Origin of the sequence: Paenibacillus sp. FSL R7-277, assembly GCF_000517965.1 — a bacterium.
Classification (GTDB): domain Bacteria; phylum Bacillota; class Bacilli; order Paenibacillales; family Paenibacillaceae; genus Paenibacillus_AQ; species Paenibacillus_AQ silagei.
The window spans coordinates 17876-33846 of sequence record NZ_ASPX01000065.1; the positions used below are offsets into that span (position 1 = coordinate 17876).

The window sequence follows — 15971 nt, forward strand, 5'->3', positions numbered from 1 at the left end:
TCCTCGCTCTCCAAATATTAATTAGGTCTTAATTGTGCCACAAATTCACGAATTTGCAACAGTCCGGCGCTTCTCGTCTGCGGCTGGGACAGCAGGGGAATAACCTCCTCCACCTTGCGGACAATGGCGCTTCCGACTACTACACCATCACAGATCTTCGCAAAACGGGATACCTGTTCTCCAGTAGAGATCCCGAATCCTACAGCAACAGGCAGGTCCGTAGACCGGCGGACGGACGCAATGAACTCATCTACTCCGCTGTGGAAGCTTGAGCGCTCCCCGGTTACACCGAGCGAGGATACGCAATAGACGAAGCCGCTCGCGCCGGATACGATCCGGGCAATCCGTTCGCTGGAGGTCGGGGCCACGAGCGGAATAAGATTCACTCCGGCGGCACGGCTGCGTGCACGCAGGTCCTCCGATTCCTCCACCGGCACGTCCGGGATAATCAGCCCGCTGATCTCATGGGCATTCAGTTCCGCAAAAAACGTATCCAGCCCCAGCTGCATCACCGGATTATAATACGTGAACAGGATGAACGGCAGTTCACTGCCTGCCTGCCGGGCCTTCAGCGCCGTCTCCATGCAGGTGCGCAGATGAACCTTGCTGCGCAGCGCTCTTGCAGACGCCCGCTGGATGACCGGACCGTCGGCCAGCGGATCGGAGTATGGAACGCCCAGCTCCAGAATATCCGCTCCCGCTGCCTCCAGCTCGGCAATAATATCCAGCGTCGTCTCAAGATCAGGATCGCCTACGGTTAAGAACGGAATAAGGGCAGTACGGCCTTCCGCCTTCAGCCGGTTAAACGTCAGGTCCATCCGGTTCGTCGTTTCGGTTGTCATTGCTGCTCCGCCCCTTCCGTATAAGCCATAATGGATTCCACATCTTTGTCGCCGCGTCCTGACAGGCAGATCACCACAATATCATCCTTGGTCAGCGTCTTGCCAAGCTTCACCACATGGGCAATGGCATGAGCTGATTCCAGAGCAGGAATAATCCCTTCCGTCACGCAGAGCAGCTTCAGCGCATCCAGCGCTTCCGCATCGGTCACCGGCACATACTGGGCACGGTGAATGTCCTTGAGATAGGAATGCTCAGGCCCCACGCCCGGATAATCGAGTCCGGCCGATATGGAATGGGCCTCGATGACCTGTCCATGCTCATCCTGCAGCAGATAGCTCAGCGAGCCCTGGAACACGCCATGACTTCCCTTGCTCATGGTTGCTGCATGGAACGGAGTATCTACGCCTTTACCGGCGGCTTCAACACCAATCATCGCCACCTGCTCATCCTCCATGAACGGGTAGAACATGCCGATAGCATTGCTGCCTCCGCCTACTGCGGCAACCAGCAAATCCGGCAGGCGCCCTTCCGCCTCCAGAATCTGGCGGCGGGTCTCATCCCCGATAATCCGCTGGAAGTTGCGGACCATCATCGGATACGGATGGGGACCAACCGCAGAGCCAAGCACATAGAACGTATCTTCCACATTGCTCACCCAGTAGCGGAGCGCCTCATTCCCGGCATCCTTCAGCGTTCTGGAGCCGGAGGTCACCGGAATAACATCTGCCCCAAGCAGCTTCATGCGGAAGACATTCAGCGCCTGGCGGCGGGTATCCTCTTCACCCATGAACACCTTGCATTCCATACCGAGCAAGGCGGCCACCGTAGCTGTCGCTACTCCGTGCTGGCCTGCGCCGGTTTCGGCAATCACCTTGGTTTTACCCATCATTTTGGCCAGGATGCCTTGTCCGATAGCGTTGTTGATCTTGTGGGCGCCTGTATGATTGAGGTCCTCCCGCTTCAGATAGATCTTGGCCTCGCCAAGCTCCTTGCTTAGCCGCTCTGCATAATACAGCGGGGTCTCGCGGCCCGAATACTGCTTGAGCAGATAATCTATTTCCTCCTGAAAGGCCGGGTCTGCCGAGAATTTATTGTAAGCCTCTTCCAGCTCGATCAGTGCAGTCATCAAGGTCTCAGGAACGAAGCGGCCTCCAAAAGAACCAAAACGTCCATTTTTGTCCGGTACTTGTATCATGATTGCTTCACCCTTTCTACGAAAGCTGTCATTTTGGCAATGTCCTTACTGCCGTTACTCTCAACTCCGCTGGAGACATCCACGCCATAAGGGGCGTAGCCGTCCAGCAGCTCGTTCACATTGTCCGGATGCAAGCCTCCGGCTATAAATAAAGGCAGCGCATGCTTCGCCGCCGCTTGCTGGTATAAGGGAATCTGCTCCCAATCAAATGTACGGCCCGTACCGCCGCGCTCCTGCGGATCATAGGTATCCAGCAGCAGCGCATCAATGGTGCCCGCATAGCTGTCCAGCAGAGGTTGAACCTCATCCCCTGCTTCAGGATTACGTCTGGCTATCGAAAGGGCCTTCCAGACCTTAACCTGGGGAAAAGCCGCCTTGACCTCCGCGCAGAACTGCGGACTCTCTTGTCCATGAAGCTGCACAACATCCAGCGGTACAGTTCTCAGCAGCTCTGCCAGCTCGGAAAGGCCGGGGTTAACGAATACGCCCACCGGTCGGGGCGCAGGCTCAGACTTCCAGTTGCCCAGCTCTGCAATCAGCTCCGCAGCCACATCAGTAGTAACCCTGCGGCGGCTGGGCGCAAACACCAGACCCACATAATCGAGCGGCAAACTATTCATAGATTTTAGCACTTCAACGCCCTGAAGTCCACAGATTTTTACGAGAGGTTCAGTCACGTTGCACACGGTCCTTCCCGGCAGGAAGCGGACCGAGCAGCTGATGGACCGCCTGCTCTACATCCGGCTGGCGCATCAGGTATTCTCCGACCAGCACACCGGTTGCCCGTGTCTTGCGGAGATACGCAATATCCTCAGGCCCGGTAATCCCGCTCTCGCTGATTACCGGAAGACCGGCTGGCAGCAAAGCTGCCAGCTTCTCCGTAGCGGAGAGTGAGGTTTCGAACGTCTTGAGATTCCGGTTATTGATGCCCAGCAGGACGCCGGGATGTTCAGCCTTACCAGTAGACAATACCGTCTCCAGTTCAGTGCGGTCATGGACCTCAATCAGGATATCGAGTCCAAGCGCGGCAGCGGAGTCGGTGAACCCTGCGAGCTGCTGCGGGGTCAGAATGGCCGCAATCAGCAGAATCGCATCCGCGCCAAGCAGGCGGGCCTCGTAGATCTGCTTCTCATCGATAATGAAGTCCTTGCGCAGCAGCGGAAGCTTCACCGCCTCTCTTACCTGCTGCAGATACACGCCGCTGCCCTGAAAATAATCCTTGTCCGTCAGCACGGACAGGCAATCGGCTCCTGCCGCTTCATAGCCCCGGGCAATCGTCACCGGATCAAAATCGGCCCGGATCAGCCCCTTGGACGGCGAGGCCTTCTTCACCTCGGCGATCAGCCCCATCTCCCGGTTCCGGCGTTCAGTCAGAGCACTGCGGAAGCCTCTGGTAGCAGGCAATGCGGCAATGGAGCGCTCCGCCGCGGCGAGCGAGAATTGCTGGCTTAACGCTTCTACCTCTTTCACTTTCGTGGCAACAATCCGGTCAAGATACATAATCAAGCTCCTTTGTCATCGCTTTTAACTGTTCCAGCTTGCGCAGAGCCGCCCCTGAATCCACAACTTCTCTGGCACGGTCCACGCCTTCCTTAAGTGTATCCGCCAGACCGGCGACATAGATGCAGGCCCCGGCATTCGCCAGTACGATATCACGGTACGGATTGATATTACCCTCCAGCACTGTAGTGATAATCGCCGCATTCTCAGCAGCATCGCCGCCCATGACGTCCTCCAGCGGATGCTGGCTGAGGCCAAGCTCCTGCGGTGTAATTTCGTAGGTGGTGACTACGCCCTGCTTCAGCTCGGAGACCTGCGTCGGTGCCGAGATGCTGATCTCATCCAGGCCGTCCAGGCTGCTCACAATCATCGCCCGCTTGGAGCCGAGCTCACCCAGGACCTTGGCAACCGTCTCTGTCTTATTGCGGTCATAAATGCCCATCAGCTGCCGGTCTGCTCCGGCCGGATTGGTCAGCGGGCCCAGCATATTGAAGACCGTCCGCACACCCAGCTCACGGCGGGGAGCAGCGGCATGCTTCATGGACGGATGATAGATTTGAGCGAACAGGAAGCAGATGCCGATACTGTCCAGACATTGCCGCGCCTGCTCTGCATTCAGATGAATATTGACGCCGAGCGCTTCCAGCACATCTGCACTGCCCGCTCTCCCGGACGCAGAACGGTTGCCATGCTTCGCCACTCTTACAGAAGCAGCGGAAGAGATGATCGCCGAAGCTGTGGAGATATTGAATTTATGAATACCGGAGCCGCCCGTGCCGCAGGTGTCCAGCAGCTGGCTCCGCTCGGTAAGCACCTGTGTGCCGAAACCGCGCATCGCCTCTGCGAAGCCGGTGATTTCTTCAACGGTCTCGCCTTTGATCCGCAGCGCGGTCAACAGCGATCCGATCTGTGCGGGTGAAGCTGCACCTTCCATAATCGTGCCCATAATCTCGCGGGCCTGTGTACGGGTAAGATCCTTTCCCTCGATTAAACCGGCAATTCCTGATTGTAGTAACTGGCTTGCGTCCATAGTTCATGTCCTCCTAAAATTTTTAAGTTTTATGGAGCATTCTCTGCTCTTCTGATCTCGTCTCTGCTAATTCCCGGTTCACGGGGTATATTCATACATATAATCCTGGTTAATGACCTGCTTCTCCTTCGTTTCAGCGGGGAACATCGCTTCCGCCATTCGGATTGCCTTCAGCATTCCCTTGGCCTTGTTCACTGTCTCCTCATATTCCTTCTCCGGCACAGAATCCCAGACGATTCCTGCTCCGGCCTGCACATAAGCGCGGCCTTTGCGGAAGATAATCGTACGGATCGTGATGCAGGAATCCATATTCCCGGAGAAGCCGAGATATCCGATCGCTCCGGCATAAGCCCCGCGGGCTTCCCGCTCCAGCTCGGCAATAATCTCCATCGCACGCAGCTTCGGCGCTCCTGATACCGTACCTGCCGGAAGGCAGGAGAGGAAGGCATCGAAGAAATCCTTATCCTCTGCCAGCGTTCCGGTCACATTCGAGACCAGATGCATGACATGCGAGTACTTCTCGATCTCCATAAATGTATTGCATTTCACGCTGCCGAATTTCGAGACCCGGCCGAGATCATTGCGGCCCAGGTCGACCAGCATCAGATGCTCCGCACGTTCCTTCTCGTCCTCCATCAGCTCTGCGGCGAGCTGATGATCCTCTGCCGCGCTCGCTCCGCGCGGCCGGGTTCCGGCAATCGGCCGGGTCTCCACCCGTCCGCCGTCCACCTTGACCAGCGCTTCCGGCGAGGTGCCGACGATGATCTCCTCATCCATTTTGAGATAATACATATAAGGGGATGGGTTCAGAATGCGCAGCATCCGGTACACATGCAGCGGAGAGACCTCGGTCTCGATATGCATCCGCTGTGACAGCACCACCTGGAAGATATCTCCGGCACGGATGTATTCTTTGGCCTGCTCTACGTTACTTATATACTGCTCCTTGGTGAGATTCGAGTGAATCTCACCCAGCTCGATGTCCTGCGGAATGCTGCGGCGGTTGACGTTCTCCTTCGGGCCTTCCTTTTGCAGCTCCTCTGCCAGACTCACTAAGCGATTGCTCAGTTCCTCGTAGCCCGCCCGGATATCCGAATCCGTATCGCCATCCTTGATATGAAGATTGCCCACGAGCAGGATCTGCTGCTTCACATGATCGAAGACGATAATGCGGTCACAGAACATGAAGCGGATGTCATCCATATTCAGGTCATCTACCGCATGCGCGGACAGCTTCTCATAATACTGCAGCAGATCATAGCCGAAGAATCCGATGGCTCCGCCCGTAAACGGCGGCATACCGTCCAGCTTGGGACTGCGGTAGGAACGGAGCAGCGCTTTCAGCTCCTCGACAGGTTTGCCGGACAGCTGTTTTTTCTCGCCGCCGACCTCCACCTGGATCTTCCCCTTTTTGCCGGAGATCATCAGGAACGGATCACTGCCGATAAAAGAATAACGCGCCCATTGAATGCCGCCCTCTACACTCTCCAGCAAAAATGCGCGATCCTGCTCTGCAAACCGCTGGAACAGCCGGATCGGCGTTTCCATATCAGCCAGCAATCTTGTTACAACCGGGATCAGATTGTATTCGCGCGACAGCGACACCACTTCTTCAATGCTCGGATTCGTCACTTGGGTAACCTCCTAGGGGATAACGGATATTGTCCGAAATACAGAAAAACCTCTACCGGAGTAGAGGTTTGTTGATAGTCAGTATGTGAATTAGCGCCTCGGACCGGCATGAACCCAATCGAATGCTAGAGATTCCTCCATGGATACAGGAATAGCGCAGATGCAACTCATCCTAAGTTACGGCTATACAGGTATACCAAAAAAGAACACTGACAATCAAGGGTCTGCTCTGCAATAGGTCCTACACTCAGCTCAACTATACTCTACTCAACTCATTCTAAACTCTGCTTTACTCGGCTAACTTCACTATACATGATGACGGTAGTCATTGACAACCCCGCGGGCTATAATTTATTACTTGCTCTGTGAGAGATCCGGGCGAAGCCGCTGGGCTTCATTCAGATACACATGACGGATATCGCGCTGGGATTTGTCGGTGTTCACCTGCACCATCAGGCGGATGCAATTCGGCAGGCTGCCCTTCACAGGGATCTCCACGGAACACATCAGCGGAACCATCTCCCAGCCTTCGATCTCACGGATCGCCCGTGCCGGGAAGGTTGCATCCAGATCAGCAGTCATCGTAATCCACACACTGCAGATATCCTCTGCGACCACATCATTGCGCTCCACAATTTCCCTCAGCAGGATCACCGTTTCACGTAAAATTTCCGTCTCTTCATTCTGGGTTACGGTCGTTGCACCGCGTATGCCCCGGTTCACCATGGGCTCCCCTCCTTCTTAAGCTGGGCTATGACTTCTGAGACATCGCTTGCCTGTACATCACTGATGATACTTACTTCACCAATGGCCTCCGGCACGATAAAAGTCATTCGGCCTTCCTTGAATTTCTTGTCATGCATCATCGCTTCCATCAGTTCTTCCCCCCTGTATTGCGAAGGAAGCCGGGTGGGCAGCGACAAGGCGGTGAGCATGGACACTGTGTCCTCGTAGATCTGTCTGTCCCGGCCCAGCTTCGCTGCGAGCAGAGCAGATCCGGCCATCCCGATCGCAATCGCCTCTCCATGCAGGAAGGTGCCATAGCCGCCGACAGCTTCAATGGCATGTCCGATGGTATGCCCCAGATTCAGAATCGCACGCTGTCCGTGCTCGCGTTCATCACCGCCGATGACCTCCGCCTTGATGGCACAGCCGCGTTCCAGCGCATATCCCAGCGCCTCGGGGTCCAGTGCCAGCAGCTTGTCTGCATGCCCCTGGCACCAGTAAGCGAACTCACGGTCCAGAATCAGCCCGTGCTTGACCACCTCAGCCAGGCCTGAAGCGACCTGCCGGGGTGGAAGCGTAGCTAAGGTGTCCAGATCATATAACACCATAGATGGCTGATAAAAGGCGCCCAGCATATTCTTGGCCAGCGGATGGTTAACGGCCACCTTGCCGCCTACACTGCTATCATGGGCGAGTATGGTCGTTGGAATCTGCATGAACCCGATTCCCCGCATATAAGATGCAGCAACGAAGCCGGCCAGATCGCCAACGACTCCCCCGCCAAGCGCCAGCACGGCTGAGCTGCGGTCCAGACCGCCTTGAATCGCTGTGGTAATGACTTCTTCATAGACGGCTAGTGACTTCGAAGCTTCACCCGCCTGAATGACATGGCTGACCACTGTATATCCGCTGCTGCGGAGGGAAGTCTCCACCTGCTCCAGATAACGCGGCGCTACTTCGGTATCACTGACCACCAGCAGCGGGCTGCGCTGCGCGAATCCGGCTTCGGTGCAGCGTTCGCCGATACTCTGCAGCAGACCGCTGCCGATATAAATCGGATAAGAACGTTCCCCTAAGTCAACAGTAATGCTGCGCATCTTAGTAGCTCTCCAGCTGAGCCAGGTAATTATTGTAGTTCGCGCGGATCTCTTCCAGAGAGTCACCGCCGAATTTATCCAGGAACGCCTTGGCAATCTCCCAAGCTACTACACTCTCCAGTACGACACAAGCTGCCGGAACGGCACAGGCGTCTGAGCGCTCCACCTGGGCTGTGAACGGCTCCTTCGTGTCGATATCCACACTCTGCAGCGGTTTGTACAGCGTCGGGATCGGCTTCATTACCCCTCTGACGACCACCGGCATTCCATTGGTCATTCCGCCTTCGAACCCGCCCAGCCGGTTGCTCGCCCGGTAGTAGCCCTGCGAGGCTTCATACATAATCTCGTCATGGACCTGTGAGCCGCGCAGCTTCCCGGCTTCGAAGCCGATCCCGATCTCCACGCCCTTGAAGGCATTGATCGACATCACGGCTCCGGCGATGGCACCATCCAGCTTGCGGTCGGACTGTACATAACTGCCAAGGCCAATAGGCAGACCTTCGACAATACATTCCACAATCCCGCCGATGGAGTCGCCTTCTTCCTTGATCTTGTCTATGTAAGCCTCCATCTTCTGCTCCGTCTCCTTGTCCACTACCCGCACAGAGGATTCTTCAGTCCGGGCAATCAGCTCATCGATAGGCAGATCGTTAGCCGGTGCTTCAATCTCTCCGATCCGGATGACTTGTCCGGCAATCTTCACTCCGAAGGCTGCAAGCAGCTGACGGGCTACTCCGCCTACGGCTACTCTTGCTGCCGTCTCACGGGCGCTGGAGCGCTCCAGCACGTTGCGCAGATCGGTATGATTATACTTAAGTCCGCCGTTCAGGTCCGCATGACCGGGACGCGGACGGTTCACCCGGCGCTTCTCTTCATCACTGCCCGGAATCGGCTCAATATTCATAATGTTCTTCCAGTGTGTCCAGTCCTTGTTCTCGACTATCAGCGCTACAGGAGCTCCGGTAGTATAGCCGTGGCGTACACCGCCGGCAATCTGGGCAGTATCCTTCTCAATCTGCATCCGGCGTCCGCGGCCGTAGCCCTTCTGTCTCCGGTGCAGCTGGAAATTAAGCTCTTCAAAGTCAAGTGTCAAATTACTGGGCAATCCCTCAATAATGGCTGTAAGCTGGGGGCCGTGCGTCTCCCCCGCTGTTAAATAGCGTAAACTCATGCTGCGTTCCCCCTTCACACTTTTGGACTGTAAACCGCTAAAATGTTAAATGTCTTTGCTTATTATAGTATAGGCTCTCCGCTTTGACAAGAAAGCAATAGCCCGGCCCGCTGCTTATATTTGAACAAAACAAGCGCCGCTCCTGCTCTTTCGAGTAGAAGCGGCGCTGCTGTGCTCCCCCGTTCAGGAGCCTGTCTCCAGACTGTCGCTGCCTGGTGCCGGAAGGCGGCCGCCGGTTCTGCCCTCTTCCGCAGTAAGCAGGCTCTGGAGCTGCAGCTCCTCGATGCCGAGAATCTGCCCGCATTCGCGGACGGTGAGGAATCCCCGCCGGTAGGCGGTGATGACCTTGCTTTTGTCCATCTGGGTTAACGACCTTTCACTTGGCGTTAGGTTTCTTCCTACTTCCCAGTATCACTGAAAAGCGCGTAAAGTATACCCTGCACCAAGGGAGACTCCAACAGACTACGGCTATTTCTTGCGGTAAAAGAAGGTTTCGGTCGACTCGAAGCCATACTGCGCCGGTGTGAAGATCTGCTCCGTGCTGCCCACGAACAGATAGCCCCCGGGCCGCAGACTGGCCGAGAATTTGTGATACAGCTTATTCTTGGCTTCTTCCGTGAAGTAGATCATGACATTACGGCAGATAATCAGATCGAAGCCTTCGTCGAATTTATCCAGCAGCAGATTCTGCTTGCGGAAATCGATATTCTTCTTCAGTCCTTCACTGACCTTGAAGACCGGGCCTTCCGGTGTAAAATACCGGTCTGCCACATCTTTGGGCACATCCTTCAAGGAGCGCTCCAGATAGATCCCCTGCTTCGCTTTGGCCAGCGCCCCGTCATCAATATCTGTAGCCAGAATGCCGGTCTGGGCCAGAATATTCTTGTCCGAGAGAATCATCGCCAGTGTATAAGGCTCTTCTCCCGTTGAACAGGCGGCACTCCATAGCTTCAGTCTGCGGCCGGAGCGCTGAAGATCCGGCAGAATCACATCCCTCAGCACTTCCCAGCGGTTCGGATTCCGCCAGAATTCGGAGACATTGATGGTCATGCGGTCCAGGAACTCATAGAACAGAGCCTTGTCCTTCATCATTGCCGCATAGAACTCGTTAAAGGTATTGTAGCCGTTCTTCATACGGAGCGTCGTCAGACGCCGCTTCATCTGTGCTTCCTTATACTGCGCAAGGTCAATGCCTGTGCTTTGTTTGATATTATGAATAAATCCGGTGTAATCAGGGTCCGGGGTTAATGAGGATTCTTCACGTTCAGCCATAATAATCTCCTGTCTCCTGCCCGGATGCTTACATCCAGGCCGCGATGTCTTTATGATACTGTGCCAGCTCATCCGGAGCGAAGAAATTGGCGATCTCACGTGCTGCACTGTCCGGTGAGTCCGATCCGTGGATCAGATTAAGCGGAGTATGGCTGGCATAATCCCCGCGGATGGTGCCTGGCAGGGCCTCACCGACTTTGGTTTTGCCGATCAGGAGACGGGATAATGCGATGACATCATCGCCTTCCCACACCATGGCGAACACAGGGCCGGAGGTAATGAAGCTTACCAGCTCCGGGAAAAAATCCTTGCCGTCATGCTCCGCATAATGCTTCTTAGCCTGCTCCTCAGTAACGGTAATCAGCTTGGCAGCGACCAGCTTGAATCCCTTGTCTTCCAGGCGGGCGACGATGCGTCCGATTAGTCCGCGCTGTACACCATCCGGTTTGATCATCAGATACGTTTGTTCCATAGAGTCACTCTCCAATTTCCCTTATTCTAAATGAATGGGCTGTTTATGGTCTGATATTATCAGAAACCCCGGCATCTGTGAACGTAAATTTGCAGATAATTTCTTATACTTTCAATAAGCCCGGCCTGTTACGAAAAAGGCGATATCGCGCAAATTGCGCTTGGTCCGGTTGCTTGGCAGCTGCTCCAGCGCATCCAGCGCCTTGGCGATATAGCGGGAAGCCAGCTCCTCCGCACGGGAAATCCCGTCGCCGGAGAGAATCAGATCAATAGCGCGTCCGACCCCTCTGTTCCCTTCACGAATCGCTTCAAGCTCTTCCAGCAGGCGGCCGCGGAGCCGCTCATCCTGCAGACTGTAGATGACAGGCAGAGTGATATTCCCCTGCCGCATATCGCTTCCGGGCGGCTTGCCAATTTGCTTCTCCGTTCCGGAGAGATCGAGCAGATCATCACGGATTTGAAACGCCATCCCAACGTTATATCCGTAATTGTAGAGGAGCCTGGCAGTACCCGGCTCCGCATCTGCAGCCAGAGCGCCAAGCTGACAGCTGACGGCAATCAGCAGCGCTGTCTTACGGCGGATTCTCCGCAGATAATGGCGCACGCTCTGTCCGCTGTTGAAGAAGTCGCGGATCTGCTCCATCTCTCCGATGGACATCTCTACCATGGCTTTGGAGAGAATCTGATGAATCAGGGGATTTTTCAGCCCTGAAGTCATCACGAGTGCCTTGGCATAAATATAGTCGCCGGTGTACATGGCGATCTTGTCGCCCCATTTCGCCTTGACGGTAGGCTCTCCCCGCCGGAGCTCCGCATCGTCAATGACATCATCGTGGACCAGTGAGGCGCTGTGAATCAGCTCCAGCGGAATCGCGACGCGCTTCAGCTTATCGAGATCATAGGTCCCGAATTTGCCGCCCATCAGAACGAATACCGGCCGGAGCCGCTTGCCCCCAGCTCTCAGCAGATGCAGCGAGGTCTCGCTCAGCAGTTCATCATCCCCCTGGACACTGCGGTACAGCTCTTTCTCAATCTGATCCATATCTTTGTTCAGCAAGCCGAATATTTGCAGTCGCTTCATTCTTTCACCCGTGTCAGCAGATTGTGGCTCCAAAGCTCCATCTTCACTTCCTGCGGCAGCAGGCCCATTTCATAGGCATAGCGGAAATAGAGGTTCAGACCTTCCTGCTGCCTTTCCCCAAAGTCATAACATAAATTACGGAAGTAATCTCTCCAATAGGAGGCCGTGCCCCCGATCGTGCAGCAGGCTTCGTGAATTACCGGTCCCAGCTCATTCAAGCCGCGTCTCTTGCTCCGCTCGAAGGCTTCAGCAATCTCGGCAATGGCCTCAGGATTCCGGGCTGCAGCCCTGCGGTTGACCGCCCACACAGCAAAGGTCATACTGTGGCCCGTCCATTCCTTCCACAGCCCGCCCAGATCCGTCACTTCATAGCCCTGATCCTGCCAGGAGGCGCGGATGGCATGGTCTCCGATCAGGAGCCCGGCATCCGCCTGCTGCATCATAGTGTTCAGATCGGGATCGCTGCTAATGTACTCCGGACTAGTGCCTAAGGCCTTGTGCATCAGGATCTTCAGCAGATTGACCGAGGTAGCCGAAGTATTCGTCACTGCTATCGTTCCGCTACCAAGCTGCTGTAACGGCTTTTTGGAGAAAAGAAATATTGACCTCACCGGACCGTCCGCGCTGACGGACAGACCGGGCAGCAGCAGCAGCCGGTCGCTGGCCGCTGCATAAGCAAAGGAGGATAAAGCCCCAACATGAATATCTCCTGCTGCCATGCCCCGGTTAAGCACAGCAGGCACCTCACTCACCATTTCAGCAGGAAAGCTTAAAGAAGAGGGATCGAAATAATGATAGACCGGCCATGAATTGGTATAGCTGATTTTGCCGATGACGGTGTGTTCCAGGTCAGTCACCCTTCATCCCCCCATCTGCGAAATAAAGTATGCTCAATCCCGAAGCTGTCGAGCACCTTGCCCACCATGAAATTGACCAGATCATCCATGGTGGCAGGACCGTAATAGAACGCCGGCATTGCCGGAATCAGCTTGACGCCCATCCGCGACAGCTTCAGCATATTCTCCAGGTGAATCGCATGCAGCGGTGTCTCCCGGGGCACCAGAACGAGCGGACGGCCCTCCTTCAACATGACATCCGCTGCCCGTGTCATCAGATTGTCCGAGCTGCCATGTGCTACAGCAGACAGTGTTCCCATCGAGCAGGGCATAATAATCATCCCCTCTGTCCGGAAGGAGCCACTGGCAATTGAAGCGCCTATATCCTGTACCGGGTGATACAGAAGAGAACCGGGATAGCTGCCGAACTGCTCATTCAGCAGTCCTTCCCGGTCAGTTACGGCATAACCCAGCTCCTCCTTGAAGACACGCCAGCCTGCATTACTGACAACCAGATGTACTGTATAACCGAGGGACAGCAGGGTCTCTGTCAGCCGGATGCCGTAGATCGCCCCGCTCGCACCGGTAATACCAACCACGAAGTTCTTAGGCTTAAGTTCGGTCATTTGTAGAACTGCACCACCAGGTCAATCAGAGTAAAGGAAAAGACCACAATGCTAAGTACACCGTTCATGGTGAAGAAGGCGGTCTGCAGCTTGCTTAGATCACCCGGAGACACAATGTAGTGCTCATAGAACAGAATAATATAAGCAATCACCATGCCGGCCACATACCACCAGCTCAGTTCCGTGATGAACAAGAGAGAGATGAAGCCCAGGGCTGTCAGCAGATGAAAGACCTTGGCAATCCCCAGCGCACGGGCCACCCCGAAGCGCACCGGAATCGAATACAGTCCTTCCTTGCGGTCGAAGTCCACATCCTGGCAGGAGTAGATGATATCAAAGCCTGCTGTCCAGAATACGATCGTGAAATAGAAGATCATAGCAGTCAAGTCCACTGTTCCTGTAACCGCAACCCAGCCGCCGAGAGGCGCAAGGGCAATGGTGAGCCCGAGAATCAGGTGACAGGCCCAGGTGAAGCGTTTGGTGAAGGAATAGAGGACCAGCAGAAAAACAGCAATCGGCAGCAGCTTCGCTGACAGCGGATTGAGCTTGAAGGCTGCCCAGAACAGCAAAAAGAACGAGAACGCGATGAACAGCGTTACCTCTCCAACCTTCAGTAATCCTGCCGGAATGGCTCTGCCCGCTGTCCGCGGATTCTTCGCATCACTGATCCGGTCGATCAGCCGGTTAAGTCCCATAGCCGCGCTGCGTGCGCCGAACATAGCAACAACCACCCATCCGATCTGGCTCCAGGAGGGCAGTTCCCCAAACATAACTACTGAACCCAGCAAGGCCCCCATAAAGGCAAAAGGTAAAGCAAAAACCGTGTGTTCGAATTTAATCATTTGTAGAAAAATACCGATTTTCTTAAACATTACAGTTCTCCTTGAGTCCAAGATGTAACGCCGCGATGCCACCGTTCAAGGGGAACGATTCCACTTTTGTAAGTCCGGTATCCCGGAAGATCTCCTCTAATTGCTTCCTGTCCGGGAAGAGTGCCAGTGATTCAGGAAGCCATTTATATTGCTCATACCGCTTGGCGAACAGCCTGCCGAGCAGCGGAAGCACACGCTGGAAATAAAAATAATAAATACCTTTGAACGGCTGCTTCATCGGCTTCGACAGCTCCAGGCAGACCACCATACCGCCGGGCTTCACCACGCGCTTCATCTCATTCAGCACCTGTACGGGATCAGGCACATTACGAAGTCCAAAGCCAATCGTGGCGTAATCGAAGGAATTATCACCGAACGGCAGCTCCATCGCATTCCCCTGAATCAGGGAGATGCGGTCCTGCAATCCGCGCGCTTCCACCTTACGCCGTCCCACCTCCAGCATGCCTGCGCTGAAGTCCAGTCCCATGACATTTCCGGTCTCGCTCGCATCCGCGAGGGCAATGCTCCAATCACAGGTACCGCAGCACAGGTCTACTGCCGAGTCCCCGCGCTTCATGCCCATCTTGCGCATGGTGAACTTCCGCCAGGCCTTATGACGCCGGAAGCTCAGAATATCATTCATCAGATCATACTTGCCGGCAATGCTCTCAAATACCGAATGGACAAATTGCTCCTTCGGCTTGTCGCCTTGCCCCCCTGTTACGGTAACTTTATCTACTGTCATTCTCTAACCCTCCACGGCAGCTTGTCCGGAAATTTTCATTTGCAGAAGCAGGCGGTCCAGTGCAGCACTAAGCTGACCCGCCAGATCCTCGTCCCTGATCCCCTGCAATAACGACTGAATGGACGCGAGCGAGCTATGCAGCTTGTCCGTCAGCAGCGTATCGCATTTGCATCTCAGCTTCAGCTTCTGCCAATCCTTGGGGTCCAGAGTCTGCCCCTTAAGCTGCTGACGCTCCTCTTCGGTCGCCGACTCCATCACCTTCCAGTAAGCATAGCCCTCCAGCGCACTTGCCGGAGCTGCCCCCCGGCGCAATTCCAGGGCTGCTGTCTCACACTGGCTGAATTCGGCGAGCAGCTTCTGCCAGATATCTCTAAGGGACTCTTCAATCATCGGTGTAAAAGAAAGAAACAGCCGCATATTGAGCTGTACCGTGTGCTTCAAGTATTGTTCGGCCGGGACAAGCGTTCCGCTCATCTTGCCGTAAAGATTGGCCTTCATCACATTGAAATCAGCGATAGCCGCGCTCAATGTGCCAACCATTTCAATCTGACCGTGTCTCGCGAGCAGATGGTAGAACCAGCTGCTGAAATAATCACCGGCCAGAACCTTCAATTGGCGGGTGCGCATCATATCGCCGCCGGGCTCTTCATGATTCCGGTCAATGCTCTCATGGGTATCCAGTCCAAGCTGGACGAGTCCGGTCACCAGGGTGAACAGCTCTACCTGCTGGAAGTCTGCCCCCCGGCCCCTGCCGAGAAAAATATATAACAAATGACCCCGCCCGTCTGAGAACGGCGGCAGTTCCGTATGCCGCTGAATCATATCGTAGTCGGTGTAGGGTTTAGCCAGTTGCGGTATGCGGTACGGTTTCATT

The 15971-nt window shown here is 55.1% G+C and carries 18 protein-coding genes; all 18 read right to left on the reverse strand.

The features are described 5' to 3' along the window. Positions 1–17 precede the first annotated feature (17 nt). On the reverse strand, positions 18–842 hold the full coding sequence (gene trpA, locus C173_RS18640; RefSeq protein WP_036727283.1) for a tryptophan synthase subunit alpha: 825 nt from the start codon (positions 840–842) through the stop codon (positions 18–20). Further along, a complete protein-coding gene (gene trpB / locus C173_RS18645; protein WP_036727285.1) occupies positions 839–2038 on the reverse strand; it encodes a tryptophan synthase subunit beta in 1200 nt (399 codons plus the stop codon). The genes trpA and trpB overlap by 4 nt, the downstream gene beginning before the upstream one ends. Further along, positions 2035–2715: a phosphoribosylanthranilate isomerase gene (locus C173_RS18650; protein WP_036727287.1), complete on the reverse strand. Its 681-nt coding sequence runs from the start codon at positions 2713–2715 to the stop codon at positions 2035–2037. The genes trpB and C173_RS18650 overlap by 4 nt, the downstream gene beginning before the upstream one ends. Beyond that, positions 2708–3538 carry an indole-3-glycerol phosphate synthase TrpC gene (gene trpC / locus C173_RS18655; RefSeq protein ID WP_036727289.1) on the reverse strand — a complete coding sequence of 277 codons (831 nt, stop codon included), beginning with the start codon at positions 3536–3538 and terminating at the stop codon, positions 2708–2710. Before trpC ends, C173_RS18650 begins: the two co-directional genes overlap by 8 nt. Then, the gene (trpD, locus tag C173_RS18660) at positions 3528–4568 is read right to left on the reverse strand and encodes an anthranilate phosphoribosyltransferase (protein WP_036727291.1); all 1041 of its coding nucleotides are present in this window, start codon (positions 4566–4568) and stop codon (positions 3528–3530) included. The genes trpC and trpD overlap by 11 nt, the downstream gene beginning before the upstream one ends. 78 nt (positions 4569–4646) lie before the next feature. Then, positions 4647–6200, reverse strand: a complete 1554-nt coding sequence (trpE, locus tag C173_RS18665; RefSeq protein WP_036727293.1) for an anthranilate synthase component I — start codon at positions 6198–6200, stop codon at positions 4647–4649. Positions 6201–6554: 354 nt separating this feature from the next. Further along, positions 6555–6926: a chorismate mutase gene (gene aroH, locus C173_RS18670; protein WP_036727295.1), complete on the reverse strand. Its 372-nt coding sequence runs from the start codon at positions 6924–6926 to the stop codon at positions 6555–6557. Next, entirely contained in the window at positions 6920–8023 is a 1104-nt protein-coding gene (gene aroB, locus C173_RS18675) for a 3-dehydroquinate synthase (RefSeq protein WP_036727297.1), read from the reverse strand. Before aroB ends, aroH begins: the two co-directional genes overlap by 7 nt. Before the next feature lies 1 nt (position 8024). Next, a complete protein-coding gene (aroC, locus tag C173_RS18680; protein WP_036727299.1) occupies positions 8025–9194 on the reverse strand; it encodes a chorismate synthase in 1170 nt (389 codons plus the stop codon). 183 nt (positions 9195–9377) lie between these two features. Continuing rightward, a complete protein-coding gene (locus C173_RS34700) occupies positions 9378–9554 on the reverse strand; it encodes a hypothetical protein (RefSeq protein WP_179090429.1) in 177 nt (58 codons plus the stop codon). Between the two features lie 108 nt (positions 9555–9662). After that, positions 9663–10466 (reverse strand): CheR family methyltransferase, encoded by an 804-nt coding sequence (locus C173_RS18685; RefSeq protein WP_036727302.1) that lies wholly within the window; start codon positions 10464–10466, stop codon positions 9663–9665. A 28-nt stretch (positions 10467–10494) separates the two neighbouring features. Continuing rightward, entirely contained in the window at positions 10495–10938 is a 444-nt protein-coding gene (gene ndk, locus C173_RS18690) for a nucleoside-diphosphate kinase (RefSeq protein WP_036727303.1), read from the reverse strand. Between the two features lie 111 nt (positions 10939–11049). Next, the gene (locus tag C173_RS18695; RefSeq protein WP_036727305.1) at positions 11050–12018 is read right to left on the reverse strand and encodes a polyprenyl synthetase family protein; all 969 of its coding nucleotides are present in this window, start codon (positions 12016–12018) and stop codon (positions 11050–11052) included. Next, positions 12015–12875 carry a menaquinone biosynthetic enzyme MqnA/MqnD family protein gene (locus tag C173_RS18700; protein WP_036727307.1) on the reverse strand — a complete coding sequence of 287 codons (861 nt, stop codon included), beginning with the start codon at positions 12873–12875 and terminating at the stop codon, positions 12015–12017. The genes C173_RS18695 and C173_RS18700 overlap by 4 nt, the downstream gene beginning before the upstream one ends. After that, a complete protein-coding gene (locus tag C173_RS18705) occupies positions 12872–13480 on the reverse strand; it encodes a UbiX family flavin prenyltransferase (protein ID WP_036727309.1) in 609 nt (202 codons plus the stop codon). Before C173_RS18705 ends, C173_RS18700 begins: the two co-directional genes overlap by 4 nt. Next, on the reverse strand, positions 13477–14352 hold the full coding sequence (locus C173_RS18710; RefSeq protein WP_036727311.1) for a UbiA-like polyprenyltransferase: 876 nt from the start codon (positions 14350–14352) through the stop codon (positions 13477–13479). The genes C173_RS18705 and C173_RS18710 overlap by 4 nt, the downstream gene beginning before the upstream one ends. After that, positions 14345–15097, reverse strand: a complete 753-nt coding sequence (locus C173_RS18715; protein WP_036727313.1) for a demethylmenaquinone methyltransferase — start codon at positions 15095–15097, stop codon at positions 14345–14347. Before C173_RS18715 ends, C173_RS18710 begins: the two co-directional genes overlap by 8 nt. A 3-nt stretch (positions 15098–15100) precedes the next feature. Next, positions 15101–15970 (reverse strand): heptaprenyl diphosphate synthase component 1, encoded by an 870-nt coding sequence (locus C173_RS18720; protein ID WP_036727315.1) that lies wholly within the window; start codon positions 15968–15970, stop codon positions 15101–15103. Position 15971 lies beyond the last annotated feature (1 nt).

Excerpts from the sequence above, each read along its gene's own strand:
- trpA (WP_036727283.1), bottom strand. The coding sequence starts at position 842 with ATGACAACCGAAACGACGAACCGGATGGACCTGACGTTTAACCGGCTG.
- trpB (WP_036727285.1), bottom strand. The coding sequence starts at position 2,038 with ATGATACAAGTACCGGACAAAAATGGACGTTTTGGTTCTTTTGGAGGC.
- trpC (WP_036727289.1), bottom strand. The coding sequence starts at position 3,538 with ATGTATCTTGACCGGATTGTTGCCACGAAAGTGAAAGAGGTAGAAGCG.
- trpD (WP_036727291.1), bottom strand. The coding sequence starts at position 4,568 with ATGGACGCAAGCCAGTTACTACAATCAGGAATTGCCGGTTTAATCGAG.
- aroH (WP_036727295.1), bottom strand. The coding sequence starts at position 6,926 with ATGGTGAACCGGGGCATACGCGGTGCAACGACCGTAACCCAGAATGAA.
- aroB (WP_036727297.1), bottom strand. The coding sequence starts at position 8,023 with ATGCGCAGCATTACTGTTGACTTAGGGGAACGTTCTTATCCGATTTAT.
- aroC (WP_036727299.1), bottom strand. The coding sequence starts at position 9,194 with ATGAGTTTACGCTATTTAACAGCGGGGGAGACGCACGGCCCCCAGCTT.
- C173_RS34700 (WP_179090429.1), bottom strand. The coding sequence starts at position 9,554 with ATGGACAAAAGCAAGGTCATCACCGCCTACCGGCGGGGATTCCTCACC.
- C173_RS18685 (WP_036727302.1), bottom strand. The coding sequence starts at position 10,466 with ATGGCTGAACGTGAAGAATCCTCATTAACCCCGGACCCTGATTACACC.
- ndk (WP_036727303.1), bottom strand. The coding sequence starts at position 10,938 with ATGGAACAAACGTATCTGATGATCAAACCGGATGGTGTACAGCGCGGA.
- C173_RS18695 (WP_036727305.1), bottom strand. The coding sequence starts at position 12,018 with ATGAAGCGACTGCAAATATTCGGCTTGCTGAACAAAGATATGGATCAG.
- C173_RS18705 (WP_036727309.1), bottom strand. The coding sequence starts at position 13,480 with ATGACCGAACTTAAGCCTAAGAACTTCGTGGTTGGTATTACCGGTGCG.
- C173_RS18710 (WP_036727311.1), bottom strand. The coding sequence starts at position 14,352 with ATGTTTAAGAAAATCGGTATTTTTCTACAAATGATTAAATTCGAACAC.
- C173_RS18715 (WP_036727313.1), bottom strand. The coding sequence starts at position 15,097 with ATGACAGTAGATAAAGTTACCGTAACAGGGGGGCAAGGCGACAAGCCG.
- C173_RS18720 (WP_036727315.1), bottom strand. The coding sequence starts at position 15,970 with ATGAAACCGTACCGCATACCGCAACTGGCTAAACCCTACACCGACTAC.